Below are 25614 nucleotides of genomic sequence, written 5' to 3' on the forward strand. Positions count from 1 at the left end.
GGCGCATGCGTTGCGAGCTGGTGCCACATCAATTGGCCCGGAAGTGTTGTTTCCACCGAAGACGGTCAGGCGGCCGTCGCGGGCAACCACGACATCCTCATGGCCTGCATCGAGCGCCGGGTCAAAGATAAGTGCGTACTTCAATCGACTGAATGCTCGATCAGGCCGTATTCACGTACTGCGCATCAGCATCCTGGTTGAATGGTTCTGTGGGGTGGCGGCAGTCGCAGCGGTCTCACTGCTGGGGACACTCCCACCCACCCCGCTCAACTGATGCAAGTGATCGCTGTAACGCCAGCGCTTTGGCGTAACAGACCACTCACCAGATAGAACGCAGATCCCTTTTAGAAATCGAAGGTCACCCCGGCATACAGAGCTCGACCGTCACCCGGCGAATGCAGCGAGGCATCGGCGCCATCGGGGTCGTACCAGACGTACTCGTAATAGCGGTTGGTCAGATTCTTCAGTTGCAGGTCTACGCTCATGGTTTCGCTGAGTTTGTAGATGGCACCCAGGTTCATCAGTACGTACCCGCCGTACGTGCCCTGGGTATTCTCACGCTCCAGGTAGTAATTGGTCTGGCCGTTCGCCCAGGCGTTCAGTTGCAGGGCAGGGGTCGCCTGGTAGCTGATGCCGGTGTTCCACAGGTGGTGCGGCACGTGGTCGATTTCCTTGCCTTTGCTGTCGGGCAATGCGCTGCTCGGCTCAAGGATCTTCGAGTATTGCCAGGAGTACGACATCCACATCTCGGTGCGCTCGTTCGGATGCAGGTTGACCTGCAGGTCGTAGCCCCAGCGCCGGGTTTCACCGACGTTGTCCGATTCGCCGCTGGGGTCGTTGAGGCGGCGGCTGACTTCACCGGTGGCGTCCTGGCGCCAGTAGGCCACGCGGCCATCGATCCAGCTGGCAGGTGTGAACTTGACGCCGGTTTCCCAGCCCTCGTTGATCGACGGGTCAAGGTCTTCGTTGCGCGGCGGCACCTTGTAGGCCGCCGCACCGGTACCGACCTGGAAGGTGCGCCCCCAGTTGGCGTAGACACTGGCGAAGCGCCAAGGCGAGTAGACCACGCTGAGCTTGGGCTGCTTGATGAGCCCATAGTCGTTGATGTCGTAGTCCTGCCCGGTCATCTTGTTGGTGAAGTCGCCACTGATCTTGTCCACCCGGTAGGCCGGCACGATCTTCAGTGATTCGAACGGCTCGATCTCTGCCTGCACGTAGGCCCCGACGGTGTTGAAGTCGAAGTCCTGGTCGCGGGTCTGGGCCTGACGCACACGTTCCACGGTGCGATAGCGCTCGCTGCGGTTCTGCTGCTTCTGCACATCGCTGCCGCCTTCCAGGGCGAAGGCGTGCAGCCAGTCCACCTGCGGCCGCCAGGTTAGCGAGGTGATGGCGCCGTACTGGTCTTCGTAGGTGTCGCGCTCCTGCTGTGAGCTGGTGCGCCAGTACTGGGTCCAGCGGCGGTCGTCGAAGGTGTTGAGGTAGGTCTTGGCCGACCAGGACAAGTTGTCGGTCAAGTCCGTGTCGAAGTGCACGCTGACCTGGTTCATCCGCCGTGTGCCTTTGTCCGTGGCGTTGTAGGCGTTGCTCATGCGCGGATGATGGCGGGCATCGTCTTCGGTCAGGTAGCCGGCCTCTTGGGCTTCGGACTCGTAGTGGCGGGCGATCAGGCCAAGGCGGTAGCTGCCATCGTCAGGGGTGTAGAACCACTTGCCGCCGAAGCTGTAGCGCTCGGTGTCGGCATGGTCGCGATAGCCGTCGACCTGCTGGCGACCGAAGAAATAGTTCTGCGTCCAGTTGCTGGTCTCGATGCCCTTGGCCAGTTGCACTTCGCGGGTGTTGAAGCTGCCGTAGCGCACGCGCGCCTTGTTGTAGTTGCCGCCGGTGCGGGTGTTTATGTTGACGTTGCCGGCGATGTTGTTCAGGCCGTAGCGTGGGTCGCTGGTGCCGCGCACCACTTCGATGCTGTCGATGTCCATGGGGAACACCGAGTCGATGAAGGGCATGTTGCCATCGTTGGTGTTGCTGGGGATGCCATCGATCAGCAACTTCACCGCGTTCACTTCGCCTTCGCCATTGAAGCCGCGGAACGACAGTTTGCCCGAGGTGGTGCCCTGGTTGAACTCGGTGAGCATCACCCCGGGCGCGCGGCTGAACAGTTCCCAGCTATAGGTCACGGGCATTTTTTCGAGGATATCGCCGCCCAGGATGTCCACCGAACTGAGCACGCTGCTGGTGGCCAGCGGGCCGCTTTCATTGCCGGTCACGGTGACCGCGCCGAGGGTGAGGGTGGAGTTTTCAGCGGGCAGTGTTTCAGCAATGGCCAGTGACATGGGGCTGAGGCTGTACAAAGCGAGCACGGGCAGAACGGCACGTGCGGTGCAACGGAACGCAGACATGAGTGGTTTCCTGGAAACGGTCGAGCAGGGCTGCACACCGCAGTCACGGGGCAGCTGTGGGCAAGCAACGACGGTTCAGGCCAGGGGGGAGGCGCGTGGGTTCAGCTTTGGCCACTGTTCGCGTGGCAGTGGCAGCCTGTGGCTGTCACCGAGCAGCAGTGCGTCGGGCCAGAAGCGGGGGAACAGGTGGCGATAATAGTCGCTGGCCAGCAAGGCATGCCCGGCGTGTCCGCAACAGCAGTCGCCCGCCTGGTTTTTCGTTGCCGGCTGATCGTCGAGTTGCGGCAACTCGGCCTTGAGTTGGGCCAGCAGTGACTTGGGCAGGCTCTGCGCACCGTGCAGGCTGCAGAAGCTACCGAGGATCAGTGACTGGCTATCGATGCGGGGTGTTTGCAAGGCACGGTCGAGCGGCATCGCCAGCAGGTTGAACAGCACGGCGAAGCAGGCCAGCAGATAGAAGTGTGCGCGAGCACGTGCAGCCATGAAACCCCCGAACGAATGAGGCGTGCATTAAGCCGCATCCCTTGCGGGCTGTAAAAGTTCACGGGTGCGCCATTTTGTCGCAGGCGCACCCGCAAGGGGGGTCAATGAGTGCGCATGCCGGCAGCTAGCATGAACAATCGGATCAGCCAGGCGAACAGGCCCAACGCCGTGACACTGCCAGCCCAGATCAACGCCAGCCAGGCCAGTCTGCGCCACAGAGGCTGCTTCACGCTCGAGGTCATCACCTTATGCTCCTAGTGGTAGCCGTTTTCATGGGTCACCTTGCCGCGGAACACGTAGTAGCTCCAGAACGTGTAGCCGAGGATGATGGGCAGGATGAACAGCGTGCCCACCAGCATGAAGCCTTGGCTTTGCGGCGGCGCTGCGGCATCCCAGATGCTGACCGAAGGCGGGATGATGTTGGGCCACAGGCTGATGCCCAGCCCGCTGTAACCCAGGAAGATCAACGCCAAGGTCAACAGGAACGGGGTGTAGTGTGCATTGCGTGCCACGGCACGCAGCAGCCCGTAGAAGGTGACCACTACCAGGAGGGGCACCGGCAGGAACCACAGCAGATTGGGCATGCTGAACCAGCGGGCGGCGATCTGCGGATAGGCCAGTGGCGTCCACAGGCTGACCACAGCGATGACCACCAGCAATACCAACGCCAGCGGCCTGGCAACATCGTGCATGCGCTGCTGCAGCGGCCCTTCGGTCTTCATCACCAGCCAGGTGCAACCGAGCAAGGTGTAGGCGACCACCAAACCCAGGCCGCAGAACAGGCTGAACGGCGTGAGCCAGTCGAGTGCGCCGCCGGCATACCTGCGCTCGACCACCTTGATGCCTTCGATGAAGGCGCCCAGGGCAACGCCTTGGGAGAAGGTCGCGACCAGCGAGCCGCAGATGAAGGCCTTGTCCCAGAGATGGCGCTTGGCGGGTTTGGCCTTGAAGCGAAATTCGAAGGCTACGCCCCTGAAGATCAGGCCCATCAGCATCAGGATCAGCGGCAGGTAGAGCGCTTCGAGCACCACCGCGTAGGCCAGGGGGAAGGCACCGAACAGTGCCGCCCCGCCGAGGATCAACCAGGTCTCGTTGCCGTCCCAGACCGGGGCGACCGTGTTCATCATCACATCACGGTCACGCTCGTCCTTGACGAAGGGGAAGAGCATGCCGATCCCCAGGTCAAAGCCATCCATCACCACATACATCATCACCCCGAAGATGATGATCACCGCCCAGATCAGTGGAAGGTCGATGCCCATGTCAATTCACCTCTGCCTGGTAATCGTCGGCGGCGGACAGCGGCCGCGCCGGGGTATGTTGCTGGCCGGGACCGCCTGGGGTGTGATGGTCGCCCTCGCCAGGTTTCGGCCCTTTGCGCACCAGGCGCATCATGTAGCCAAGGCCGGTGCCGAACAGGGCGAAATACACCACCACGAACGTCACCAGGGTAATGCTGAGTTGGGTGGCGTCATGGTTCGAGACCCCGTCGGCCGTGCGCAGCAGGCCGTAGACCACCCACGGCTGGCGGCCGATCTCGGTGGTGAACCAGCCTGCAAGGATCGCGATCAGCCCCGACGGCCCCATCCACAGCGTGAGGTAGAGGAACGGCCGCGAGCTGTACAACGTGCCGCGCTTGCGCAGCCACAGGCTCCACAGCCCCACGAAGATCATCAGCAAGCCCAGCCCGACCATGACCCGGAACGACAAGAACACGATGGTCGAATTCGGCCGGTCCTCAGGCGGGAACTCCTTCATCGCCGGCACCTGCTTGTCCAGGCTGTGGGTCAGGATCAGGCTGCCCAACGCCGGAATCTCGATCTTGAAGCGCGTGGTCTCAGCCTTCATGTCGGGGATGCCGAACAGGATCAGCGGGGTTGGCTCACCCGGCACGTTCTCCCAGTGGCCTTCGATGGCGGCGATCTTCACCGGCTGGTGCTTGAGCGTGTTCAGGCCATGGAAGTCACCGATCACCGCCTGGATCGGCGCCACTATCAGCGCCATCCACATGGCCATCGACAGCATCTTGCGCACCGCCGGGTTGTCACGACCGCGCAGCAGGTGCCAGGCCGCCGAAGCGCCGACGAAGAAGGCCGTGGCAACGAACGCAGCGGTGGCCATATGCATCAGGCGGTAGGGGAAGGAGGGGTTGAACACCACCGCAAACCAGTCCACCGGCACCACCCGGCCATCAATGATCTCGTGCCCTTGGGGCGTCTGCATCCAGCTGTTGGACGCCAGGATCCAGAAGGTCGAGACCAGCGTGCCGAGCGCCACCATGCAGGTGGAAAAGAAATGCAGGCCCCGGCCGACACGGCTCCAGCCGAACAGCATGACGCCAAGGAAACCCGCTTCGAGGAAGAAGGCGGTCAGCACCTCATAGGTGAGCAATGGGCCGGTCACGGCGCCGGCAAAGTCGGAGAAGCGGCTCCAGTTGGTGCCGAACTGATAAGCCATGACCAGGCCGGACACCACCCCCATGCCGAAATTGACGGCGAAGATCTTCGACCAGAAGTGATAGAGGTCGCGGTAGACCTGCTGATTCGTTCGCAGCCACAGGCCTTCGAGCACGGCCAGGTAACTGGCAAGGCCGATGGTGATGGCGGGGAACAGGATATGGAAGGAAACGGTGAAGGCGAACTGGATTCGAGCCAGGTCTAGCGCCTCGAGCACGCTCATGATGATGGAGCCTCACAGGGTGGCGCACCTTGGCGCCGTTTTCGGGAAGCAGAGCCCGGGTCCTGGCCGGCTCAGCGTTGCTGTCTGGGGAAATGACACGGGCCATTGCGATGGCGGCGCCACTGTAAGGACGGTGGCGGGTGTGACCAACTGCGACAATCTGTCCCTGAGGGGCACCCGCGCGGGTGAATCGAGGCCTGTTACGTGGGGTGTGACGGCTTGTCGCAGAGAGGGCAGGCCGAGGTTGGTGCTTCTGCGGGGCCTTTTTCGATGCTAAAGTTGCGGCCCATGAACCGCCTGCCTTCAAACCGTCCCCTCATTGCCTGGGCACTGTACTTCTGTGTCCTGTTCAATGTACTTGGCTGTGGCCTTTCCCACGGGCAGGCATTGGGATTGGCGCTGAATGGATTCGGCGGTGCGTTCTGCAGCCTTGGTGGCGATACTGGCCTGCTGAAAGCCAAGCAGGACAACGCCTTGGCGGGCGACCTGAGCATCCCCTTCAGTTGCCCGATGGGGGCGGCGGCCTTTCTAACGCTGGTTTTTCTGATTGCCGTCGCCTGGCTGCTGGCCAGCCGTGAGCGCCGGCCATTGCCGCGCGAAATCCGCAGCCAGGCGCCGCCGCGTTATTGCTGGCCCTCGTCCAACCCTCGCGCTTCACCTCTCTGACGCTACCGGCGCCTTGGCGCCCTGGCGGGCCTGTGCCTGCCCTTAGCACTCCAGACCGGCAGTGCATGCCTTGCATGTAACTGCTGGCTGGTTTGACCGTCGTTGGAGAGAGGCCCTCATGACCTGTCGAATCTCCACGCCCGCGCTACCTGGCGAGGCGTGAACATGCGCCGTTGCGGCCTGTGCGCACGTACCTGGGACAACCTCTGGGTCGCCGCGCTGCTAGCGATGCTGCTCAAGGTGCTGGCATTGCCGATGGCCAGTACCCTGGGCGACCTTAGCCTGCAGCAATTGCTGGCGGGCAGCTACTGCTCGTCGGGCGGCGTACAGCCGGCGATTCCGGACAAGGATGGCAACCTAAGCCCGAAAACGGCCGACCCCGGACATTGCTGCTGCGCCCAGGGCGGCCCGGCACCCATGCCTGCTGCATTGGTCCTGGCAGGCTTTGCCTTGCCTGCGCTGCCTGTCGACCGGCAACCGGCTGTTGGGCTGCGTTCGCCCCGGCACCGCTGGCCGTCGATCAACCCCCGTGCCTCCCCGACGGCGATCGCCTGACCTGCAAGGACCCAGGCCGCACCCGCGAAAGGCGGGGTGTCGGCCTGCCGATGGCTAGCCGTACCCAGGAGCACACGATGTCTCGTACCCTGACCGCTTCAGCATTGCTGGAGCCTTCCGCTCGTCCGTCGCGCAGCGGCGACTTTCTGTTGCCGTTTCCCGACTACCCCTGCAATGCCCGCAGCTTCGTCAACCTCGATGCACGTCTGCTGCCTTACTGGCACACGCTGTTCGATGTCTGCCCAGGGCTGCTCAAGCTTGATCCGCCAGAAGGCCTGGAGTTGTTCCGACGATTCATGACCTGGGCATACCGGCACCATCCGGCGCTGGACTGGACCTACTACATCAGCGTTTGCCGTTGGTTACTGAACTCTCCTTACCAGGCACGGGTGACGGAGGAGCACATCGAAGCCTTCATGGTGGCGGCGGCGGCGTTGTGGGTCGCAACTGACGTGTCCCAGGCCCGTGGCCTGGTGCTGGCCTGGCAACCGATGGATGAACGGGTGGTGGAGTGGAAAACCGGCGTTCGCCCGGCGCTACCAACGCCCCAGGCGGATGAAGACTTGCCGCCACCCCCGTGGGAATTTTCCTGGAGCCCGCTGAGCGCCAAGGGCGCGAGCAGCTTCCGGCGTTGGTTGCCGGTGCCCGGCTAAGCCAAGCCAGGACCTGGGCGGCAATACGCCGCCCGTTTCCCACTTCACTGAATACCTAGCGAGATACTGACGATGGACGTACTCCAAGCCATGCGCGCGTTCAGTTGCGTGGTTCAGGCCGGCAGCCTGACCGGCGCGGCCGAATGCCTGGACACCACGACTGCCAGCGTTTCCCGGATGCTCTCCAAACTGGAAGCGCACTTGCATATTCGTTTGCTCAACCGCACCACCCGCCGCATCGCCCTGACCGAAGCCGGCAACCGTTACCTGAAACGCTGCCGTGTGATCCTCGAACTGGTGGATACGGCGGAGCGCGAGATACACCGCACGCTGGATTTGCACGCCAACGGGCTGCCTCGCACGGGAGCAGGCTCAGCACTGCAACTGGGTGCTTGCTAGTCCGGCAAGTCGTCGCCGCTGGCCAGCGGACGTACCGGTGCATCGACCTTGACTTCGACCTGGGCCAGGGCGGTGATGGCGAAGCTCGTCAACAACATGCCCAACAGCAATCCATTGGCTTTGCGCAAGCCTTTGAACATGAAAGGTTTCATTGGCAGCTCCTTGTTTGATTGATCGCGGCAGCCTTCGTTATCGAGGCTGATAGGCCATTTAGCGTAGTCGCTGCTGTATCGGGCCGCGGCCGGGGTAATGCCGTACGCTGCGGTGCGACAGGCTGCCGCAGTTTTCCCTGCGCCACTGCTGGGCGCCCGTGGAGCCAATGCTTACCACTCACTGCGACGGGCTGTCGCAGTGGGGAGCGCCGCAGGCAACGCCTAGCATGGGCAGAGCCTGCTTTGCCGTTGTCCCATCCACGCTGCACGGCAGGCAACCCACAGCGGCCCTTCTTCGGATGGGCCGCTTTTTTCAGGCTGGGAGAGCCGTCATGGACCACGAACTGCTGAAAATCGTCTGGTGGTTATTGATTGGCGTGATGCTGATCGGTTTTGTGCTGGGCGAAAGTCTGGACATGGGCGCGCGGGTGCTGGTGCCGTGGCTATCGGGGCAAGGTGCCGAACCGCTGCAGTCGTCTGCGGCCGCGCCTCAGCCTATCAACCTGCTGTGGTTGCTGGCCCTGGGATGCACGCTTGCGCTGGTCTGGCCATCGCTCGGTGGCCTGGCCTGCCTGATGACAGGCTTGGTGAGCCTGCTGATACTGCTGCGCCGATCTGCCTGGCAAGCCGCCCGACCGCGCCAAACCTGGAGAGTGTTGGCAATCGGCCTGCTGCCGGCAGCTCTGTTGGGGGGCATGCTGGGCAACCTGCTCCTTGGGTTGCCATTCAGTCGCTGTGGTCAGGCGGGTATGCAGTTTCACGGCTCTTTGGCCGGTCTCTTCAGTCCGTTCGCCTTGCTTTCAGGTGTCGTGAGCCTGGCGATGGTCTGCCAGTGTGGCGCTACCTGGGTGATGCAGCGTGGTGGCCACTCCCTGTATCAGCCAGCAAGCCGGGTTGCAGGCGTTGCGGGCGTGATGTTCCTGGCCAGTTTCATCGTGGCTGCGATAGGGCTGGCAGCGAACGCACGCGGTTACAGCTTGTGGGCCGTGGAGCGTCCGGCCACCTTGTGCGGGCCTGGCGCGTTCGTGGTGCTGGCCAACAATCCAGGTTGGCTGGCCAATTTTCAGGCCTGGCCTGCAGCCGGCCTGGCACCAGTGCTGGCCTTGTCTGGCACGCTCATGAGCCTGTTCGCCTGCACCCATGCCCGGCCTCGCATGGCGCTGTTGGGCAGTGGCCTGACAGTAGGTGCAACGCTGTGCAGCGCAGGGCTGGCGTTGTTCCCCTTCATCTTGCCTTCCAGCGTGCAACCGTCTGCCAGCATGACCCTATGGAGCGCGGCCAGTGACGAAAGAACCTTGGGTACCCTGCTGATTCTCGCCAGTGTATTGCTCCCGATGTTGCTGGCTTATACCCTGGCTGCCAGCCTCAAGGGTTCGGACCGCTGTGACACACAAGCCGGGCTTGAAAAGCCCCGGCCTGTTCATTAGTGATTCCCGTGGGCAGCGTCCTTGTCGACCTTGACCACGCCCTGGAACAGCGCGAACTGCTTGACCCGCTCGGTTGGCTGTTCACTTTCGGCCTGGCGCACGGCCTGGCTCAGCCGGGCCGCGTCCTGTTCGCCGAGCCCCGCGCTGCGCAGGGTAGCCGGGTCGAGCAACGAATCGCCGGCGCACAACACCACGCGCCAGCCATGAGGCCCCTTGCGCAGCAGCGCGCGGCCGCCGCGCTGGTCCTGCAGCCAGCCGGCCACCGCATGGTCGCCTTCGACAGTCACCGGGCCGACATCCAGCGGTGCGTCGGGGCGTTCGAAGTTGTGCCGCATCAGTTGCTGGATGCTCTGTTGCTCGCTGGCGGTGTCGGCCATGGCCAGCAGCGGGCTGCAGGCCAGCAGCAAGGCAAGGATCGGTGCTTTCATCTGCGTTTTCCTTTATGAGGCTGCCGACGACTGTCGGCAGCGTCCGGTGGCGGGCTCAGAAGCCCATCTTCACACCCAACTGCGCCGAAGTGCCGGGCATCGGGTAGTTGGTGCGGTAGGCGTAGTTTCGGTCGAACAGGTTCTCCACGGCGACGAACACTTCGCCGACCTTGCCCAGCGCCGGCACGGCGTAGCCCACGCGCATGTTGACCACGGTGAAGCTGTCGACCTTGGAGAAGTTGCTGGCACCGGCGGTGCGCTCTTCGGCCAGTACGTACATGTCTTTCTGGTATTGCGCGTCTGCCGACAGGCGCCAGCGGCCGATCTCGTAGGTGGTACCCAACGACAGCGACTTCTGCGGCGCATAGGGCAGGGTCTTGAGCGACGGGTCGAGCCAGGTGAAACCGACGAAGCTGCTCCAGTTGCTGGTCCAGCGCTGCTGCCAGGTGGCTTCGGCGCCCTTGACGTTGTAGTCGCCCAGGTTGATGTAGGACGGGCTCGACACGGTCGGCGGGAAGGCGAACAGGTAGCGGTCCTGCAGCTTGTCCTTGAACACCGCCAGGTCCAGGGTGGCGGTGTCGATCGGGTTGAAGCGCACACCCAGCTCCTGATGGTCGAGCTTTTCAGGCTTGAGGTCTTTCCAGGTTTCGCCAAGCGCCGGGATCAGGCTCGACATCACCGAGGCCTCCAGGCCCGGATAGTTGATGCCGCGCGAGGCATTGGCGCGGAACTCGACATTGTCCGACGACAGCAGCAGCCCGGCGTGGGGTGCGGTGGCGCTTTCGAAGACGTTGTGTTCGTAGGTGCGCACGCCCGCCGATGGTGTCAGGGTCCAGCGGTCGTTGAGGGCGAAGGCATGGCTGACGGCGATATGCGGTGAGGTCACGCGCAGGGTAGGGGCGTCGAACTTCGCCTGCGGCGCTGGGGCAATGCGCTTGAAGTGCACTTCGCCCTTGCTTTCGTCGACGTCCAGGCCCAACGCCACTTCGCCGCCTTGCCAAGGGCGCAGTTGCTCTTCCCAGCGAATGCCCTGAAGGGTGAAGTCGCTGATGGTGTCGCCGTCCAGGCCGGTCTGGTCAAGGGCGGAACCACGGCCCTCGTTATGGTAGAGCTTGAGGCTGCCATTACCCCAATCATGCTCGTGGGCCACAGACAGCGAGGTCAGGGTGCCACGGGTGTTGAATTCGCCGTTCTTGGTCTCTGGCAGGCCTTTTTGGCCGGGATCGGAGACCTGGTTGTTGGCGTGCAGCACCAGCAAGCCGGTGCTCCAGTTGTCGTTCAGGCGATAGCCCAGGCGTGCCATGCCGTTGTTCAGGCGGCCGTCGCCGTCGCTGCGGTCGCCGTCCGAGTGGGCGGCGCCCTGTGCCAGCAGGTAGTCGAAGTTGCCTTCGCGGCCGATCAGGCTGGCCTGTTCGGTGGCGGTACGGAAGCTGCCACCGGTCAGTTGCAGTTCTCCGTGGTGGTTATCGCCCTGTTCGGCCACTTTGGGCGTGAGGTCGATGGCGGCGAAGGTGTTGCCGAACTTCTGCGGCTGCGGGCCCTTGTACACACTGATGCTCTGCATGGCATTGATCGGCAGCAGGTCCAGCAGCGGGTGGCCCCACACCCCCATGTAGAACGGCACGCCGTCGATGTAGGTCTTGATCTCGCTGCCCGGGCGGCTGGCACCCATACCGCGGATGTACACGGCGCCACCCTCGGCGCCGCCGAACGAACCGACCGGGTTGAAGCGCGACACCACCACGCCGGGGGTGCGGCGCAGGGCGGAGGACAGGTCAAGGGCGTTGAGGTCGCGAATCTGCTCTTGGCCGACCACGGTGGTCAGGCTGCCGAAGCTGTCAACGTTGTTCTGGTCAATGACCGAAGTGCCGACCACCGTGGTTTCGGGCAGCTCCACGCTGTCGGTCTGGGCCAGTGCGGTACCACTGGAAAGGGCAAGTGCGGCGGCGCAGCAAAGCGTCTTGTTCTTCATGCTCTGGGTGTTCCTGTTGCGATAAGTCGAGACGGGCCAGCCCCGCGCGCATGGCGGCATCCCCAGGTGCATAGAGCCAGGGGCGTGGGGCGGGTCAGGGACAACGGATCAGGCCAGGGCAGGCGAGGCGCGGGGGTTGGCTGCGGGCCACAGGCGACGGGGCCAGGCTGCCGGGGCAGCGGGCAGGCGGTCATCGAGCGCAGCGTGTGCGAACGGCAGGTCTGGCAGCAGGGGCGTGAACGCCAGGCCCGCGTGGCTGCACAGTGGGCAATCGAGCGTGGTATTGGCGGCCAGGTTCTCGCCTAGCCATTGTTCGAAACCGATGGGGCCAGGCGGCGCACCAGCGTGGCCGCAGAACGCGCTGCCGGCGCCATTGAGCGCCAAGCCGGTGGCCTGACCGTGGCCGATGCCACAGTGCAGCACGGCGAACAGCACGCTGGCATAGAGTATCCAGGCGAAGGCGTGGCGACGTCCTGCTGCTCGGTGCATATCCTTTGCTCGATGGCCGCTACGGTTGAATGGGGCGAGGCGTGAGTCTAGCAACGCTGCTCGATTGCGCAGGGTGCGACAGTCTGCCACACCCTGCCGAGGCGACTATTGTTTCGCCACCGCTCGGCAAGGGGTGTGGCGGATTGTCGCAGAAGAGTCTAGAAAGCCTTGTGCGGATTGCCAGGCGAGAATCGCAGTCGGCATCCGCCCACCTCCAACGCCACGGATCCGGTGCATGAACCACCCCCCGACACGACGCGCCTTCATTGCCTGGGCCTTGTACTTCAGTGTGCTGTTCAACGTGTTCTCCTGTGGCTTGGGCCATGGGCAGATGCTGGGGTTGGCGCTCAACGGCATCGGCGGGCAGTTCTGCTCGCTCAGCAGCGACACCTCGGCGCTGGCCGCCAAGGACCTTTCGGCCTTGCCCGACAGTGGGTTGGCAACGCCGTTCAGCTGCCCGCTCTGCGCGGCGGGCTTCATGCACCTGGTGTTCCTGGCTGCACTGGCCTGGCTGCTGTCGAACATCGACCGGCGCGCTTTCGCCCGCGCGCCCCTCGGGCATGCGCCGCCTCGCTATTGCTGGCCGTCCTCCAATCCTCGCGCCTCTCCGCGCTGAACCTCACTGCGCCACACGGACCTGTGGCCGTGTGCGCGTCTGCGGCCCATGGCAAAGGGTACAGGGCCGAAGAGGTGGCTTGCGGGCTTAACGCGCAAGCCGTTAGCCAGCGGAGCGGGTGGCGGGCCAGCAAGGTCGCACGTCGCTTCATGGAGGAGTGCCGGCGATGGACGCTACCTTGCAAGTGGCGAATGAAACGCGTGGCATACGCTAGCGTCGACCTGCGCCGCGTTGCCCCGGATGCCCCGTTGCAGCGGCTGCGCGCCGTGCCGGCGAGCGCGCCACAAACACTGGCCATCGAGGACGACCTGCTGCTGTTGCGCCTCGATGCCAGCCACTCGGGCACCGGCGTGCAGCGCACCTGCGAACTGCTCGGCGGGCCGCTGCTGTGTCTGACGTTCCTGGAGCAGGGCCATGTGCAGTACGCCGACCGCAAAGGCCGCTGTTGGCGTTTCGAGGCGGGGCAGAGCATCGCCCAATTGCTGCACGCGCCACAGCAGGCCAGTCGCTTTAGGTTCGGCAGGGGCGCTTGTGGTCTGCACCTGCTCGTCGGTGAGCGCACCTTGCGCCGTTACCTGGGTGATCAGCAGGCTTGGCGCCTGCTGAATTGCCAGGGCGAGGCGCCGCTGCTGCAGCATGCTACCAGCCGTGATGCGTGTAGCCACGTCCAGGCTCTGGCCACGCGCCTGGCGCAAGGGCAATGCGCGCCACTGGACATCCACATGCATGTGCTGAACCTGTTGAGCCACCCCCTGCGCCAGCTGGCCGTGTCGTCCCAGGCCACGCCGCTGTTGCCTGCTGCTCAGGTCAAGCGACTGGAGCAAGCCCGGCAACTGTTGCACGACGAGCTCGACCAGCCCCTGACCGTTGCGTTGCTGTGTCGCCGTGTCGGCCTCAGTGCGGCGAAGCTCAAGCAGGGCTTTCATGCACTGTTCGACACCACGCCTTATCGCATGCTGCTGGACCTGCGCATGCGGCGCGCGCATGTCTTGCTTCAAGAGGGCTGCCAGGTCGCCCAGGTGGCTTACCGGGTTGGCTACAGCCACCCCAGCAATTTCAGCGCGGCCTTCAGTGGCTATTTCGGCTTTGCGCCCAAGGAGGTCGGCAAGCGCGGCGCTGTGCCGACGTAATCCATACGTATCAGAACGCAATTCATATGAATCCAAGCCGTCAACGGATGGGCGCCCCCGTTGGTCTGGCGAACAATAGGCAGGCCCTAAGCCAAGGAGCTTCACGATGAAACTTCCCGCACTGGTTGATGCCTGCGCCCAACTGAGCAGCGAAGAGATTTCCCGCTACAGCCGCCACCTGTTGATTCCCGACGTCGGGCTCGACGGCCAGCGCCGGCTCAAGAGCAGCAAGGTGCTGGTCATCGGCGCCGGCGGGCTTGGCTCGCCGACTTTGCTGTACCTGGCGGCCGCTGGCGTCGGCACGCTCGGCATCGTCGATTTCGACGTGGTCGAGGCGTCCAACCTGCAACGCCAGATAATCCACCGCCAGTCCACCTTGGGTCAGGCCAAAAGCGACAGCGCCGCCCAGGCCATCGCCGACCTCAACCCATTCGTCAACGTGCGTCGACACACCCTGCGCCTGGAACCGGAAAATGCCTTGGCGTTGTTCGCCGAATACGACCTGATCCTCGACGGCACCGATAACTTCGCCACTCGCTACCTGGTCAATGACGCCTGTGTGCTGGCCGGCAAACCTTATGTCTGGGGTTCGATCTTCCGTTTCGAGGGCCAGGTCACGGTGTTCTGGGAACAGGCGCCGGGCGGCGCGGGCCTCAACTACCGCGACCTTTACCCCGAACCGCCGCCTCCGGAGTTGGCGCCGTCCTGCTCAGAAGGTGGGGTGCTGGGCATCCTCTGCGCGTCGATCGGCTCGATCATGGCCACCGAGGCGATCAAGCTGATCACCGGCATCGGCGACACATTGCTGGGCCGCCTGATGGTCTATGACGCTCTGGACATGAATTACCGCCAGATCCGCCTGCGCCGCGCGCCGGACCGGCTGCCCATTACCCGATTGGAGGACTACCAGGCCTTCTGCAGCGGTGTATCGCAAGCCCCGGTGACGGTGCCGCAGGTCAGTGCCATGGAACTGAGCCGGCTGATGCGCGAAGACCCGGCCGTGGTCCTCATCGATGTGCGTGAACAGACCGAATGGGACATCGCGCATATCCAGGGCGCACGCCTGATGCCCAAGACCGACCAGTTGGCCGGGCAGCTCAAGGCCCTTTACGCCAGCGATACGCCCCTGGTCGTGCATTGCAAGTCCGGCGCCCGTTCCCGGGCGGTAGTGCTGCAATTGCAGGCACTGGGCTTCACCCAGGTGCGGAACCTGCAAGGCGGCATCCTGGCCTGGATCGATGACGTCGAACCCGATCTGCCACGGTACTGAAAGGAAGGAGCCTCCCATGCTGATCATTTCCAGGGCGTTGCTCGATGCCGCCATTGCCCATGCACAACAGCAACATCCCCTCGAAGCCTGTGGCGTGATGCCCGGCCGGCAAGGCACTGACCGGCCTTCGCGTTGGGTGCCCATGGTCAACCATGCCGGGTCGCAGACCTTCTTCCAGTTCGAGCCACGCGAGCAGTTGCGGGTGTGGCGCGAAATGGACGCGCAGCAAGAAGAGCCGGTGGTGATCTATCACTCACACACGTCCAGCGATGCCTACCCTAGCCGGGCCGACATCGACTTCGCCAACGAGCCGCACACGCACTACCTGATCCTGTCCACCGTCAGCGGTTGCGAATACCCGGTGCGCAGTTACCGCATCGCCAATGGCCAGGTGATCGAAGAGAGCCTGCGCATCGTCGACGTCGATACCCGCGCGGCCTGAGCCGCGCCGCCTCCTTCCTTATTTGATCGGCCATTGGCCGAGGAGTACGCCATGCCGGTTTTTGTCAGTGTTCCGACCCTGTTGCGCAGCTACACCCAGGACAGCAAACGCGTGCAAGCGCAAGGCACGACGGTGCGCGAGGTCGTCGACGACCTCGAACGGCGCTACCCGGGCATTCGCTCACGGCTGATGGATGCGCAGCAATTGCACCGCTTCGTCAACCTGTACCTCAACGACGAGGACATCCGCTTCCTCGACAATCTGGACACCGTCGTGGCCGACCGCGATGAGCTCACCATCCTGCCTGCCGTCGCTGGCGGTGCACAATGAATCAAGCGGCGACGCTGCACGGCTGTCGCCTGCTCGGTGCGTTCGCCGATGAGCATGATCCCTTGCAGCGAGCCCTGGCGATGCAGGCGAGGGCGCTGGGGATTGCCGTCGAGTCTGTATCCGACGCAGGACGCGAACAGATCTATTGCCTGCAAGGTCAGGGGCTGGCCCCCACGCATTGCCGACTCACCGGCTGGGACGACGAAGCGACTCGGGCCATCAGCGAATTCACCCTCCAGGCTGCCTGCGGACTGATGGCGGTGCACGGCCGGGCCAGTGGGCAGGCCCAGGCCATCGACCTCGACTATCTCGCTCATGTGGTCGCGAGCCTGGCATTGACCGGGTTGATGGCGACGGCGTTGGCGCGTCTGCGCGGTGGCCAGGTGACGGACTGCAGCGTGTCGCTGCCAGGCGCCGGTCTGCAGTGCATCAGCCAGTACCTGGCTGGAGCAACGGCCGAGGAGGGTGCCGAGCGATTGCCAGCGGGGTGCTCGTCTGCCCGCTTGCGGCCACCCTTCGTCAGTGCCGATGGCGTGGTTTTCGAGTTGGAAACCCTGGACGCCGGTCCGTGGTTGGCATTCTGGGACGGCCTGGGCGTTGCCCGGGCCGACAGCAGTAAAGGCTGGCAGGGCTTCCTGCTGCGCTATGCCCGCGCCATTTCACCGATGCCAGAGACTTTGTGTAGGACGCTGGCGAACCTGCCTTACGCGCAGGTCGTCGAGCACTGCACGGCGGTGGGAATGGCGGTCACGCCGGTCCATCAACCTTGCCAGCGCGATACCCTGATACCAGTCGGTGATACGCCTTGGTCGTTCAGTCTGCATCCGGTGACGGTGCCGTCACGCCCATGCAATCAGGTATTGCCATTAAGCGGTTTGCGCGTCATCGAGTCGTGCCGGCGTATTCAGGGGCCGTTGGCTGGCCACTTGCTGGCGATGCTCGGGGCACAGGTAACCCGCCTGGAAATGCCCGGCGGCGATCCGCTGCGTGGCATGGCGCCGCTGGCGCAGGGCTGTTCGGTACGTTTCGATGCGCTCAACGGCCTGAAGGCAGTGGTCGAACTGGACCTGAAGTCGGCCAGCGAGCGTGAGCAACTGCGTCGGAACATCGCCGAGGTGGATGTGTTCCTGCACAACTGGGCCCCTGGCAAGGCCGAGGAGCTGGCGCTCGATCAAGCGGACCTGGCCCAGGTCAATCCCGCGTTGATCTATGCCTACGCCGGTGGTTGGGGCAATGCCCAGGTGCCCGTCGGGCTACCGGGCACCGACTTCACCGTGCAGGCCTGGTCGGGCATCGCCCACCTGATCGGCCAGGGCGAGGGCAACCCCGGCGGCTCGTTGTTCACCGTACTGGATGTATTCGGCGGGGTGATCGCCGCCCAGGGCATCGTCGCCGCGCTGCTGGCCCGGCATCTGCACGGCCATGCCGGGCGCGTGGACAGCTCGTTGCTCGGAGCCGCCGATCTGCTGTGCCGCTCGCGGATGACGCGTACACGCCCACTGAGCGCGGGCGTGTTCCGCTGCCAGGACGCCAGCCTGGCGATTGACTGCTGCGCCCCTGAGCACCTTGAAACCCTCGCACGCGTGTTCGACTTCCCCATGCCGTGCGCGTGGCAGACCCTGCGCGAGCCGTTGGCGCTGCAACTGGCCCGGCAGCCGGCTGCCCACTGGCAGGCGCGGTTGCTGGCCGCAGGCGTGCCCGTGGCGATCGTCCGCCAGGACCTTGCCGAACTGCAACAAGACCCACGCCTGGTGCCTTGGCTCGCGCCTGGCCGTTATACCCGCGTGCTTTCCCCATGGAGGTTCACATGAACGAATCCGGCATCATCGATCTGGTCCCCGTCACCGTCAGGCAGGCCTGGCGCGAGGCCGGCTGGTACGCCGACCGACCGTTGTTCGAGTTGTTCGAGGCGCACGCGCTGGCCGAGCCCGAGAAACCGGCAGTACTGACCCTGGACGGGCAGGTGAGTTACCGCCAGCTCCACGACCAGGCCCTGCGCCTGGCCCGTGGCCTGCGTGAGCGTGGCGTGGTGGCGGGTGATGTGGTCGCCTATCAACTCGGCAACGGCTGGCAGTGCTGCGCCATCGACCTGGCCGCTGCAGTGCTGGGCGCGGTGGTCGCGCCGTTCCCACCAGGGCGCGGGCGGCTGGATATCGAAGCCTTGCTCAAGCGCTGCTGTGCACGGGCGGTGATCGTCGCGCCTTGCCAGGGCGAGGTCGACCTGTGTGCAGTGGTGGAATCGCTGCGCCCTACCTTGCTGGGCTTGCGCGTGCTGGTGGTCGACGGCGACGAGCGTCAGGGCTGGTCGACCTTGAGCGGGTTGCTGGAGTCGGAACCACTGACGGCGGCCGAGCGCCCCCAGGTATGTCCCAACAGCCCAGCGCGCTTGCTGGTGTCTTCCGGCACTGAGTCCGAGCCCAAGCTGGTGGCCTATTCACACAATGCGCTGGTCGGCGGACGCGGGCGCTTCCTGCAACGCCTGCATCCAGAGGGGCAGGCTTTACGCGGGCTGTATCTGGTGCCACTGGGCTCGGCGTTCGGTTCCACCGCCACGGCCGGGTGCCTGGCTTGGCTAGGGGGCTCGCTGGCGGTGCTGGCGCACTTTGACGTAGCAGATGCCATCCGAGCCATCGAGCAGTTGCGCCCGACTCATGTGTTCGCCGTGCCAACCATGTTGCAGCGGATCGCCGCCGAGCCGGCACTGACCCAGGCAGATCGATGTAGTCTGGTGGCGCTGGTCAGTGGCGGAGCATTGATCGACGGGCAGAGCATCCGCCGCTGTGTCGAGGCGTTCGGCTGCCCCGTGGTGAGCCTGTACGGCTCGGCCGACGGGGTCAACTGCCACAATCTGCCGGATGACCCGCTGGATGTAGTGTTGAACAGCGTTGGCAAGCCTAACCCCAGCGTCTGCCAGATCAAGATCGTCGATGACGAGGGCCACGAACTGCCTGCGGGCGAAGTCGGCGAGATAAAGGCCCGCGGCCCCTTGAGCCCGATGCAGTATGTCAACGCGCCCGAGCTCGATCAGCGCTATCGCGATGCACAGGGTTGGGTGTGTACCGGCGACCTGGGGCTGATCGATGGGGAAGGACACCTGGTGCTGGCCGGGCGCAAAAAGGACGTGATTATTCGCGGCGGCGCCAATATCAGCCCGGCGCAGATCGAGCGGGTGGCCACCGCGCACCCGGACGTTGTCAGTGCCGCCTGCGTGGCGGTGGCCGATGCCGAACTGGGCCAGCGCGTGTGCATCTGCCTGAGCCTGCGCCAGGGCGCCCGGCGTTTTGCCCTGAAGCACCTGACCGACTACCTGGGCGATCAGGGCCTGGAGAAGAACAAATGGCCGGAGTACCTGCGCTTCTACCGCGAATTGCCCCTGAGCCCCGCCGGCAAGGTGGACAAGAAAGCGTTGGCCGCCGACCTGGCGTTCCTGCAACGCACCCTGAACATTGCCTGCTGAGGAGCGCGCATGCTTGAGCATGATCAACTTCATCCCGTGGCCCGGCGCATTCGCCGGTTCGTGGACCAGCGGCTGTTACCGCTGGAACCGTGCCTGGACGCAGGCGATGCCAAGGCCGAGGACTGTCTGGCACAACTGCAGCAGGCGGCTCGCGATGCCGGCTTGTGGGGGCAGGCCAACGGCCTGGCGCCAGGCCGGCTGCTCGACTACCTGCCCTTGGCCGAGCAGGAAGGCAGGTCTGAATACGGGCCGGCCGTGTTCGGCGCCGAAGCTGTGCTGGACGGCTACATGTTACGTCACGCCAACCCACGGCTGCAGCGCGAGGTGCTGGCGCCCGTGCTGGCAGGGGAGGCGCTTGCCAGCTATGGCATGTCCGAGCCGAACAGCATCGGCTCGATACCCGCGACGCTGACCACGCGCGCCCGTTGGTGCGGTGACCACTGGCAACTGGACGGCGAGAAGTGGTTCATCTGCCGCGCCGAGCAGGCAGCGTTCATCACCGTGGTGGCGCGCACCGCCGAAGGGCCTGTGGAGCGAGCCCTGAGCCTGTTCGTGGTGCCTGCCGGCACCCCGGGGGTGGAGGTTGGTGAGCGGATGAAGGTGCTGGGGCGCTACCAGGGACAAGCCCCGGTACGCCTGAACGCGGTCCGGCTCGCAGAGGACCAGGTGCTCGGCCAGGTGGGCCAGGGATTCGCGCTGATCCAGGAGCGCCTTGCCCTGGGCCGGCTGCTGCGTGCGGCACACTGGCTGGGCATGGCCCAGCGCTGCTTCGACCTGATGGGGGCGCGCATCGTCTCGCCCCGTGGCGCCTTGGCGCGGCTGGCGGACAAGCAACTGGTGCGCCTGCGCATGGTCGAGGCGTACCAGGCCATCCATGCCGCGCGGTCGTTGCTGCACGATGCCGCGACCCGGTTCGACCAGGGCCGGAGCAATGACGTGGAGGCCAACCTGGCCAAGCTGGCTGCTTCCCAGGCCCTGGGCCTGAACGTCGATTCGGCGATCCAGATTTACGGTGCCGAAGGCTTGACCGACGGTACGCCGCTCTCTGGGATCTACCGGCATGCCCGCGCCACTCACTTCATGGATGGCACCGACGATGCGCTGGTCAGCGCCCTGGGGCGACAGCTGATCGACGCCTATCAAGAAGGAGGCGGGGTGAATTTTGCCGCGCCTTCTTCGTCTCCCATGAACTGGACAGGTTCAGCGGACGAGGACGGCCCCCATGCAGACTGATCACGTGCTGACCCGCCAGCCTTCCACCTGGCTGTTGCGCAGCTTGCTGGGCGCGGCCATGGCGCTGCCCATGCTGGTGTTCTATGCCATCGGCGCGCTGGGGCCTTTCCTGGTTGCCGACCTGCAGGTACCTGAACACTGGCTGGGTTACCTGACCATGAGCGCTTTTGGCCTGGCTGCGTTGCTGTCGTTGGGCGCCGGGGCCATCGTCGAACGGCTGGGCGGGCGTCGGGCGCTGGGGCTGTTATTCGGCTGTTGCGCCGCGGCCTACACCTTGGCTGGCGTATTGCCGGGGTTTCTCGGGCTGGTGCTGGCGCTGGCCGTGTGTGGCGTGGCCCAGGCCTTGGCCAACCCGGCCACCAACCTGCTGATCGCTGAACAGTTTCCCGTGGCCGAGCGGGCCGCGACCGTGGGTTTCAAACAGGCCGGCGTGCAAGTGTCGGCGCTGTTCGCGGGGCTACTCTTGCCGCTGTTGGCCCAGTACCTGGGCTGGCGGGTGGCGCTGGTGCTGTTCGCGCCATTGGCGTTGCTGCTGGGCTGGACGGTCTGGCGTCATCTACCGGGCTTACCGGGCCGTGCTCGCGGCGCCTCGACCACCCTGTGCCGGCCCTCGGCCGGGCTGGCGCTGTTGATGGCCGTGCAGTGCAGCGTGGCCATCGCCCTGTCATCGTTCGTGACCTACCTGGGCGTGTTCGCCCGTGCCCAGGGGGTGCCGGCGGTGCTGGCGGGTTCGTTGGTGGCGGTGTTCGGCGTGATGGGCATCGTCGCGAGGGTGTTGCTGACACCCCTGGCGGCGCGGCTGCGCGACGAGAGCCTGATGCTGGGTGCGCTGTGCGCGTTGGCGGCGCTGGCGGTGTTCAGCCTGAGCCGGGCCACGCCGCAAGCCTGGATCTGGCTCTGGGTCGGCAGCATCGGCATGGGGTTGACGGCGGTGGCGACCAACGCGGTGGCCATGAGCATGGTCCTGCGCGATCGCGCATTCGGCGCGCCGGCGGCTTCGGCGAGCCTGCTGTCGGTGGGGTTCTTTGCGGGCTTCGCGCTGGGGCCGCCGCTGTTCGGCGCACTGCTGCGGGCTCGGGGCTACGGCCTGGTCCTGGACACGATGATCGTGGCGTTGTTGTTGGGGATGCTGCTGTGCCTGTGGCTAAGGGCCTGGCGCCGGGCGGAGCGCCGTTAGGGGTGTCACCCGTGCGGTGCCGGGCACGGCACGGGTGGCCGCATCACTTGGACATGTAGTCGATCACTGCCTGGTAATCCTCGGCGGTGCAGTCCATGCACAGGCCTCGCGGTGGCATGGCGTTGAAGCCTTCGGTGACATGCTTGACCAGTACGTCGTTGCCCTTGGCCAGGCGAGGCTTCCAGGCTTCCTGGTCGCCCTTTTTCGGGGCCATGGGCAGTTGGCCGTTGTGGCACATCTGGCAGGCGCGGTTGAACACCGCCTCTGGCTCCTGGGCCGCCTGGGCCACGCTGGCGAGTGCCAGGCTGGCAAGCACCGCAAATGTTTTTTTCATGACCGACCTCTCAGGTTTTTTATTCGAAGCCGGAGTCTATGTAAGTGTCGGTAGCTGTCAGGTGCGACAGTTTGACTCAGGCCTGGCGCATCGACTGTGCCGGCGGCATCGCCAGCAAGAGTGCGGCAGGATGTCGCAGGTCGAGGGTGGTCGAGTGCCGTGCTAATTTGAAATTGGCCCGGTGTTTTGCTCTTGGCAGGGTTTTCACCGGGCCAAAAAAAAGCCGGGGCTGGTCACCAGCCCCGGCTTGGTTCTTGCCTCGGTTCATGGCCTTCAGAGCAGGATGTGGTCGCTGAGCTGGCGAATGGTATCGGTGGCGGCCGCAGGTAACCTGGAGCCACCAACGATACTGCCAACGCCATTGCAAACAGTTTTCGTGCGCTTTTCATGGACCGAACCTCGCAAAATGATTCCAGGTGTGAAAGGGCCGCTCTTGGCTGCTAGCTGCCAGATTTTTCGAGGCAGCGGTTCCTTGCAGGCATAGTGAGCGTCGCACGGACTCTGCGTTCGCATCGAACATCAGATAAGCGCTTGAAATGTGGGGTTCATGGAGCGCTCACAAACCAACCGCCACCCGGCGGTATTTTGTTGCCTGGAGAAAACTCATGCCTTTCATCGTCATCGACACTACCAGAAGCTTAGACAGTCGGGCCTTGGAGTCCGCAACCGATTGGCGGGTTATCTCGAAGTATTTATAAGTGTGATCTGCTCTCGTCTCTATTGCTCCCATTTTTTCGTGGGATGAAATGACTTTTCTCCAGGGCCAGACATCATCCCTCGACTGCACGATGCCAAGGTCAACGGCATGGCCCAGCTTGGTATCAACATCAACGGGATAGAAGAGATCGACGGCGTGCTGTATGCGCAGTCGTGGTGGTGCAGGAAGGAGTGATGGGCGGGCTACCACAGGTCTGGGTGTCCGAACTGGACGACCAGGTGGCCCTGCCCGAGGATCCCGATGGGCGCGCGGCAGTGCTCAGTCAGATGGCCTATGCCTCGCGCCGACGCCGGGAGGTCGTCTAGTCGGCCAGGTAATGGGCGCTGGACGGCGCCGCTCTGTGGGGAGCTGTATGGAGAGATAAGCCAGTCGCCGTTGGGTCTCGCCTTTGGTGCAAGCCTGTCCCAATGGCTTTCATCCACTCCCCAGCCATTGAGCATCGCCTGGCTTGTATCGCGGATCGTCACTCGCTTCGATAATGCCCGCGCGGTCGATGCCTGGCACTATGGGGAACTTACGAACTACCGCCCCCTTCAGCCGCACGCAGCATCAGGCCGGCGACACGATCGCCCGGCTTGACGGGCTGGCTGCTCAGGAGGTTCTCTTCGGGTGCCAGGTCGCGCATATGCAGCCACTTGAACTCGTCGGCCACTTGCTGTTGTTGTTTGAACTGCATGGGCTCACCTCATCGGCATGGGTTGCTGAATTGCCGTAAGGCCAAAGTTAGGCAGGACTTGCCAGCCCCGCTTTGTTAGGAAGGCCAACCGTTTGGTTGGAAAACACAGGGCGAAAACATCCGCTTGCCCACGAACCGCAATGGTGCGGCGCACAACGCCAAACCGGATTTGTGCCCTGAAATGGAGAGGGGAGTTGATGCTGTTAAGAGGTTCGCGCAGAAGCAATCACGGCATAGGCACCTTCGCGCCGACGTCGGCCACTGGCGTGTTTATTGCCTGTACCACCGGCGGTTACAGTGCCCCATTATCTCCCGTAGTTGCATCAAGGTGAGCGCCCTGCGGCAGATGATTGGCCAGGCGGCCAGTTCAGTGGCTCTGCTGGAGGGGGAAGGGATCTCTCAGCGCTATTCCAACACCATTATTGATTTGCTGGTGCTCAGCCTGGAGCTGCAGGACCTAAAAACCACCCATCAAGAGCTGGATTTGTATGGACGGATGATGAGCTACATTCAGCAGCATTTGACTGAGCCGGAGCTGTCCATCGAGACGATTGCTGTGGCGCACCACGTGTCGACACGGACGGTGACCCGGGCGTTTGCTCTGCATCAGAAGTCGCCGGTTGCCGAGATTTGGAAGGAGCGGCTGAATGCTAGCCGCGCGGCGATTGAGTGTGGGCAGGTTAGGAGTGTGTCGCAGGCCGCGCTGGAGTTTGGATTTACGGATTTTTCGCATTTTAGCCATGCGTTTCGGAAGGCTTTTGGGGTGGCGCCGCGTACATTGTTGCGAGGAAGTGGGGGGTAACTATGGCCGCCATCTGTGTTCTAGGCTTTGCAAGAGGCCCCACAAAAGTAAGCGTCCGGTTAAGTCGCCTTGACGAGCGAGAGCCGTGATCTCCAGGTTGGATTTCCGCTCGCATGCTCAGCTAGTCGGGTCTTGCCCCAACACCTTGCTCAACGCCACGCGTGCATCTTCAAGCTGTACCAGCGATGCATGCCGCGCCCCGAGCGCGTCGCCGTTCTGGATTGCCGTAAGGATCGCCTTGTGCCGGGGCAGGGCGAGCTGGTCAAAGTTTGGCCGCTGGTTGGAATAGCGCACCGATTCGCGCAGGACCATTGACAGCATGTTGCACAGGTAGGCCAGCAGGTCGTTGTGGGTGGCGTCGGCGATGCGGGCATGGAAGTCCAGGTCGGGTTGCAGGCGCTCTTCATGGGTGCGGGCAGCTTCCATGCGCTGGTAGGCCTCGCCGATCGACTCGACATCCTCGGCGGTGGCGTTGGTGGCGGCCAGTGCGGCGGCGGCGGGTTCAATGACCCAACGTACGCTGGACAAGGTGTTGAAGAAGTCTTTTTGCGGGGTGGCCTGCATCAGCCAGTGCAGCACGTCGGGATCGAGCATGTGCCAGTCTTGGCGGGGCCGCACCAGGGTGCCGACCCGCGGGCGGGCTTCGACCAGGCCCTTGGCGGTAAGGGCGCGCATCGCTTCGCGAAACACTGGCCGGCTGATCGCGTAGCTTTCGCACAGGCTGGCCTCGGAGGGCAGCTTTTGCCCAGGTGCGAGTTGGCCGGATACGATTTGCAGGCCGAGGTCCTGGACCAGGGTGGCATGCATGCTTTTGCGCGTGGTGGGCTGGCGGTAGTTCATGGGGGGCGCGGGTGGTCCTTCGGGCGGGGTGGGCATCATAGCATTAGTGGGTGAGGGGCGGCCTTGTGTTCGGGGGGGCGCTGTTTTGAGATGTTCGGGCGGCAGGTGGTTCGACGTGGCATGTGCAGCGCCTGTGAGATCGAGCGCCGCCCACGCGGCGCATCGCGAGCTGCGCTCGCTCCTACGTTTGTTTCGGGCCAGTAACGCCTGTGACAGGTGCGCGCGACCGCCTTGTTTGTACGACGTGATATCGAGCCATGCGCCAAGGCGTACGCGCGCAAATCCCACAG

Annotated in this window: 25 protein-coding genes and 4 pseudogenes; 16 read left to right on the forward strand and 13 right to left on the reverse strand. The window is 64.2% G+C overall.

Features of this window, described 5'->3' with window-relative positions:
* Nucleotides 1-133: 133 nt before the first annotated feature.
* A pseudogene (locus ACF8R4_RS08355) lies at nucleotides 134-274 on the forward strand (copper resistance protein CopD); the annotation flags it as partial.
* Between the two features lie 70 nt (nucleotides 275-344).
* On the opposite strand, the gene ACF8R4_RS08360 reads toward ACF8R4_RS08355, so the two are convergent.
* The 5 genes from ACF8R4_RS08360 to ACF8R4_RS08380 all read right to left on the reverse strand — a co-directional run bounded on the left by ACF8R4_RS08360 (nucleotide 345) and on the right by ACF8R4_RS08380 (nucleotide 5558).
* Nucleotides 345-2396 (reverse strand): TonB-dependent receptor, encoded by a 2052-nt coding sequence (locus ACF8R4_RS08360; protein ID WP_060497289.1) that lies wholly within the window; start codon nucleotides 2394-2396, stop codon nucleotides 345-347.
* A gap of 75 nt (nucleotides 2397-2471) precedes the next feature.
* Nucleotides 2472-2879 (reverse strand): DUF2946 family protein, encoded by a 408-nt coding sequence (locus tag ACF8R4_RS08365; RefSeq protein ID WP_060497288.1) that lies wholly within the window; start codon nucleotides 2877-2879, stop codon nucleotides 2472-2474.
* Nucleotides 2880-2980: 101 nt separating this feature from the next.
* Complete coding sequence (locus ACF8R4_RS08370; protein WP_082426321.1) at nucleotides 2981-3121, reverse strand: DUF2474 domain-containing protein; 141 nt, start codon at nucleotides 3119-3121, stop codon at nucleotides 2981-2983.
* 12 nt (nucleotides 3122-3133) lie between these two features.
* Nucleotides 3134-4141, reverse strand: coding sequence for a cytochrome d ubiquinol oxidase subunit II (gene cydB, locus ACF8R4_RS08375; protein WP_392492172.1), 1008 nt, complete (start codon nucleotides 4139-4141; stop codon nucleotides 3134-3136).
* A 1-nt stretch (nucleotide 4142) separates the two neighbouring features.
* Entirely contained in the window at nucleotides 4143-5558 is a 1416-nt protein-coding gene (locus ACF8R4_RS08380) for a cytochrome ubiquinol oxidase subunit I (RefSeq protein WP_392492174.1), read from the reverse strand.
* A gap of 288 nt (nucleotides 5559-5846) precedes the next feature.
* On the opposite strand from ACF8R4_RS08380, the gene ACF8R4_RS08385 reads away from it, so the two are divergent.
* The 4 genes and pseudogenes from ACF8R4_RS08385 to ACF8R4_RS08400 form a co-directional block, all read left to right on the forward strand.
* Nucleotides 5847-6224 carry a DUF2946 domain-containing protein gene (locus tag ACF8R4_RS08385; RefSeq protein ID WP_156867901.1) on the forward strand — a complete coding sequence of 126 codons (378 nt, stop codon included), beginning with the start codon at nucleotides 5847-5849 and terminating at the stop codon, nucleotides 6222-6224.
* A 165-nt stretch (nucleotides 6225-6389) separates the two neighbouring features.
* Nucleotides 6390-6779, forward strand: a complete 390-nt coding sequence (locus ACF8R4_RS08390) for a DUF2946 family protein (protein WP_060497285.1) — start codon at nucleotides 6390-6392, stop codon at nucleotides 6777-6779.
* Between the two features lie 77 nt (nucleotides 6780-6856).
* Nucleotides 6857-7432 carry a putative natural product biosynthesis protein gene (locus ACF8R4_RS08395; protein WP_156867902.1) on the forward strand — a complete coding sequence of 192 codons (576 nt, stop codon included), beginning with the start codon at nucleotides 6857-6859 and terminating at the stop codon, nucleotides 7430-7432.
* Between the two features lie 72 nt (nucleotides 7433-7504).
* A pseudogene (locus tag ACF8R4_RS08400) lies at nucleotides 7505-7777 on the forward strand (LysR family transcriptional regulator); the annotation flags it as partial.
* Nucleotides 7778-7827: 50 nt separating this feature from the next.
* On the opposite strand, the gene ACF8R4_RS08405 reads toward ACF8R4_RS08400, so the two are convergent.
* The gene (locus ACF8R4_RS08405) at nucleotides 7828-7983 is read right to left on the reverse strand and encodes a hypothetical protein (RefSeq protein WP_156342047.1); all 156 of its coding nucleotides are present in this window, start codon (nucleotides 7981-7983) and stop codon (nucleotides 7828-7830) included.
* 332 nt (nucleotides 7984-8315) lie between these two features.
* On the opposite strand from ACF8R4_RS08405, the gene cydB (ACF8R4_RS08410) reads away from it, so the two are divergent.
* Nucleotides 8316-9410 (forward strand): cytochrome d ubiquinol oxidase subunit II, encoded by a 1095-nt coding sequence (gene cydB / locus ACF8R4_RS08410; RefSeq protein ID WP_392492176.1) that lies wholly within the window; start codon nucleotides 8316-8318, stop codon nucleotides 9408-9410.
* Here cydB (ACF8R4_RS08410) and ACF8R4_RS08415 read toward each other — a convergent pair.
* From ACF8R4_RS08415 to ACF8R4_RS08425, 3 genes are all read right to left on the reverse strand, one after another.
* On the reverse strand, nucleotides 9407-9838 hold the full coding sequence (locus tag ACF8R4_RS08415) for a copper uptake system-associated protein (RefSeq protein WP_060497281.1): 432 nt from the start codon (nucleotides 9836-9838) through the stop codon (nucleotides 9407-9409). The genes cydB (ACF8R4_RS08410) and ACF8R4_RS08415 overlap by 4 nt on opposite strands.
* Nucleotides 9839-9893: 55 nt before the next feature.
* Nucleotides 9894-11810, reverse strand: coding sequence for a TonB-dependent receptor domain-containing protein (locus ACF8R4_RS08420; protein ID WP_392492178.1), 1917 nt, complete (start codon nucleotides 11808-11810; stop codon nucleotides 9894-9896).
* A gap of 108 nt (nucleotides 11811-11918) precedes the next feature.
* Nucleotides 11919-12299 (reverse strand): DUF2946 family protein, encoded by a 381-nt coding sequence (locus ACF8R4_RS08425; protein ID WP_280071998.1) that lies wholly within the window; start codon nucleotides 12297-12299, stop codon nucleotides 11919-11921.
* A 235-nt stretch (nucleotides 12300-12534) separates the two neighbouring features.
* Here ACF8R4_RS08425 and ACF8R4_RS08430 point away from each other — a divergent pair, with 235 nt between their 5' ends.
* From ACF8R4_RS08430 to ACF8R4_RS08470, 9 genes are all read left to right on the forward strand, one after another.
* On the forward strand, nucleotides 12535-12915 hold the full coding sequence (locus ACF8R4_RS08430) for a DUF2946 domain-containing protein (protein ID WP_392492180.1): 381 nt from the start codon (nucleotides 12535-12537) through the stop codon (nucleotides 12913-12915).
* Nucleotides 12916-13106: 191 nt separating this feature from the next.
* Entirely contained in the window at nucleotides 13107-14045 is a 939-nt protein-coding gene (locus ACF8R4_RS08435; RefSeq protein ID WP_392492181.1) for a helix-turn-helix transcriptional regulator, read from the forward strand.
* A gap of 106 nt (nucleotides 14046-14151) precedes the next feature.
* Nucleotides 14152-15315, forward strand: a complete 1164-nt coding sequence (gene moeB, locus ACF8R4_RS08440; protein ID WP_156867908.1) for a molybdopterin-synthase adenylyltransferase MoeB — start codon at nucleotides 14152-14154, stop codon at nucleotides 15313-15315.
* Between the two features lie 16 nt (nucleotides 15316-15331).
* The gene (locus ACF8R4_RS08445; protein WP_156867909.1) at nucleotides 15332-15757 is read left to right on the forward strand and encodes a Mov34/MPN/PAD-1 family protein; all 426 of its coding nucleotides are present in this window, start codon (nucleotides 15332-15334) and stop codon (nucleotides 15755-15757) included.
* Nucleotides 15758-15808: 51 nt separating this feature from the next.
* Nucleotides 15809-16087: a MoaD/ThiS family protein gene (locus ACF8R4_RS08450; protein WP_060497275.1), complete on the forward strand. Its 279-nt coding sequence runs from the start codon at nucleotides 15809-15811 to the stop codon at nucleotides 16085-16087.
* Complete coding sequence (locus tag ACF8R4_RS08455; RefSeq protein ID WP_156867910.1) at nucleotides 16084-17898, forward strand: CoA transferase; 1815 nt, start codon at nucleotides 16084-16086, stop codon at nucleotides 17896-17898. Before ACF8R4_RS08450 ends, ACF8R4_RS08455 begins: the two co-directional genes overlap by 4 nt.
* Entirely contained in the window at nucleotides 17895-19544 is a 1650-nt protein-coding gene (locus tag ACF8R4_RS08460) for a class I adenylate-forming enzyme family protein (RefSeq protein ID WP_392492184.1), read from the forward strand. Before ACF8R4_RS08455 ends, ACF8R4_RS08460 begins: the two co-directional genes overlap by 4 nt.
* Nucleotides 19545-19553: 9 nt before the next feature.
* Complete coding sequence (locus tag ACF8R4_RS08465; RefSeq protein ID WP_164524668.1) at nucleotides 19554-20777, forward strand: acyl-CoA dehydrogenase family protein; 1224 nt, start codon at nucleotides 19554-19556, stop codon at nucleotides 20775-20777.
* Entirely contained in the window at nucleotides 20767-21954 is a 1188-nt protein-coding gene (locus ACF8R4_RS08470) for a CynX/NimT family MFS transporter (protein ID WP_104834508.1), read from the forward strand. The genes ACF8R4_RS08465 and ACF8R4_RS08470 overlap by 11 nt, the downstream gene beginning before the upstream one ends.
* Before the next feature lie 43 nt (nucleotides 21955-21997).
* Here the strand turns inward: ACF8R4_RS08470 and ACF8R4_RS08475 are convergent, their stop codons facing one another.
* From ACF8R4_RS08475 to ACF8R4_RS08485, 3 genes and pseudogenes are all read right to left on the reverse strand, one after another.
* Nucleotides 21998-22288, reverse strand: coding sequence for a c-type cytochrome (locus ACF8R4_RS08475; protein WP_392492186.1), 291 nt, complete (start codon nucleotides 22286-22288; stop codon nucleotides 21998-22000).
* 1077 nt (nucleotides 22289-23365) lie between these two features.
* Nucleotides 23366-23531, reverse strand: a pseudogene (locus ACF8R4_RS08480) (oxidoreductase); the annotation flags it as partial.
* Nucleotides 23521-23682, reverse strand: coding sequence for a hypothetical protein (locus tag ACF8R4_RS08485; RefSeq protein WP_392492188.1), 162 nt, complete (start codon nucleotides 23680-23682; stop codon nucleotides 23521-23523). The gene ACF8R4_RS08485 and the pseudogene ACF8R4_RS08480, both read right to left, overlap by 11 nt.
* Nucleotides 23683-24010: 328 nt before the next feature.
* Here ACF8R4_RS08485 and ACF8R4_RS08490 point away from each other — a divergent pair.
* Nucleotides 24011-24484, forward strand: a pseudogene (locus ACF8R4_RS08490) (helix-turn-helix domain-containing protein); the annotation flags it as partial.
* A gap of 117 nt (nucleotides 24485-24601) precedes the next feature.
* On the opposite strand, the gene ACF8R4_RS08495 reads toward ACF8R4_RS08490, so the two are convergent.
* The gene (locus ACF8R4_RS08495) at nucleotides 24602-25324 is read right to left on the reverse strand and encodes a FadR/GntR family transcriptional regulator (RefSeq protein WP_392492190.1); all 723 of its coding nucleotides are present in this window, start codon (nucleotides 25322-25324) and stop codon (nucleotides 24602-24604) included.
* Nucleotides 25325-25614: the final 290 nt, after the last annotated feature.

The organism is Pseudomonas sp. FYR_2 (genome assembly GCF_043106425.1).
GTDB lineage: Bacteria > Pseudomonadota > Gammaproteobacteria > Pseudomonadales > Pseudomonadaceae > Aquipseudomonas > Aquipseudomonas monteilii.

Excerpts from the sequence above, each read along its gene's own strand:
- moeB (WP_156867908.1), top strand. The coding sequence starts at position 14,152 with ATGAAACTTCCCGCACTGGTTGATGCCTGCGCCCAACTGAGCAGCGAA.
- ACF8R4_RS08415 (WP_060497281.1), bottom strand. The coding sequence starts at position 9,838 with ATGAAAGCACCGATCCTTGCCTTGCTGCTGGCCTGCAGCCCGCTGCTG.
- ACF8R4_RS08405 (WP_156342047.1), bottom strand. The coding sequence starts at position 7,983 with ATGAAACCTTTCATGTTCAAAGGCTTGCGCAAAGCCAATGGATTGCTG.
- ACF8R4_RS08455 (WP_156867910.1), top strand. The coding sequence starts at position 16,084 with ATGAATCAAGCGGCGACGCTGCACGGCTGTCGCCTGCTCGGTGCGTTC.
- ACF8R4_RS08430 (WP_392492180.1), top strand. The coding sequence starts at position 12,535 with ATGAACCACCCCCCGACACGACGCGCCTTCATTGCCTGGGCCTTGTAC.
- ACF8R4_RS08450 (WP_060497275.1), top strand. The coding sequence starts at position 15,809 with ATGCCGGTTTTTGTCAGTGTTCCGACCCTGTTGCGCAGCTACACCCAG.
- ACF8R4_RS08495 (WP_392492190.1), bottom strand. The coding sequence starts at position 25,324 with ATGAACTACCGCCAGCCCACCACGCGCAAAAGCATGCATGCCACCCTG.
- ACF8R4_RS08385 (WP_156867901.1), top strand. The coding sequence starts at position 5,847 with ATGAACCGCCTGCCTTCAAACCGTCCCCTCATTGCCTGGGCACTGTAC.
- ACF8R4_RS08365 (WP_060497288.1), bottom strand. The coding sequence starts at position 2,879 with ATGGCTGCACGTGCTCGCGCACACTTCTATCTGCTGGCCTGCTTCGCC.
- ACF8R4_RS08360 (WP_060497289.1), bottom strand. The coding sequence starts at position 2,396 with ATGTCTGCGTTCCGTTGCACCGCACGTGCCGTTCTGCCCGTGCTCGCT.
- cydB (WP_392492176.1), top strand. The coding sequence starts at position 8,316 with ATGGACCACGAACTGCTGAAAATCGTCTGGTGGTTATTGATTGGCGTG.
- ACF8R4_RS08425 (WP_280071998.1), bottom strand. The coding sequence starts at position 12,299 with ATGCACCGAGCAGCAGGACGTCGCCACGCCTTCGCCTGGATACTCTAT.
- ACF8R4_RS08435 (WP_392492181.1), top strand. The coding sequence starts at position 13,107 with ATGAAACGCGTGGCATACGCTAGCGTCGACCTGCGCCGCGTTGCCCCG.
- ACF8R4_RS08420 (WP_392492178.1), bottom strand. The coding sequence starts at position 11,810 with ATGAAGAACAAGACGCTTTGCTGCGCCGCCGCACTTGCCCTTTCCAGT.
- ACF8R4_RS08445 (WP_156867909.1), top strand. The coding sequence starts at position 15,332 with ATGCTGATCATTTCCAGGGCGTTGCTCGATGCCGCCATTGCCCATGCA.
- ACF8R4_RS08475 (WP_392492186.1), bottom strand. The coding sequence starts at position 22,288 with ATGAAAAAAACATTTGCGGTGCTTGCCAGCCTGGCACTCGCCAGCGTG.
- ACF8R4_RS08380 (WP_392492174.1), bottom strand. The coding sequence starts at position 5,558 with ATGAGCGTGCTCGAGGCGCTAGACCTGGCTCGAATCCAGTTCGCCTTC.
- ACF8R4_RS08395 (WP_156867902.1), top strand. The coding sequence starts at position 6,857 with ATGTCTCGTACCCTGACCGCTTCAGCATTGCTGGAGCCTTCCGCTCGT.
- ACF8R4_RS08465 (WP_164524668.1), top strand. The coding sequence starts at position 19,554 with ATGCTTGAGCATGATCAACTTCATCCCGTGGCCCGGCGCATTCGCCGG.
- ACF8R4_RS08470 (WP_104834508.1), top strand. The coding sequence starts at position 20,767 with ATGCAGACTGATCACGTGCTGACCCGCCAGCCTTCCACCTGGCTGTTG.
- cydB (WP_392492172.1), bottom strand. The coding sequence starts at position 4,141 with ATGGGCATCGACCTTCCACTGATCTGGGCGGTGATCATCATCTTCGGG.
- ACF8R4_RS08460 (WP_392492184.1), top strand. The coding sequence starts at position 17,895 with ATGAACGAATCCGGCATCATCGATCTGGTCCCCGTCACCGTCAGGCAG.
- ACF8R4_RS08485 (WP_392492188.1), bottom strand. The coding sequence starts at position 23,682 with ATGCAGTTCAAACAACAACAGCAAGTGGCCGACGAGTTCAAGTGGCTG.
- ACF8R4_RS08370 (WP_082426321.1), bottom strand. The coding sequence starts at position 3,121 with ATGACCTCGAGCGTGAAGCAGCCTCTGTGGCGCAGACTGGCCTGGCTG.
- ACF8R4_RS08390 (WP_060497285.1), top strand. The coding sequence starts at position 6,390 with ATGCGCCGTTGCGGCCTGTGCGCACGTACCTGGGACAACCTCTGGGTC.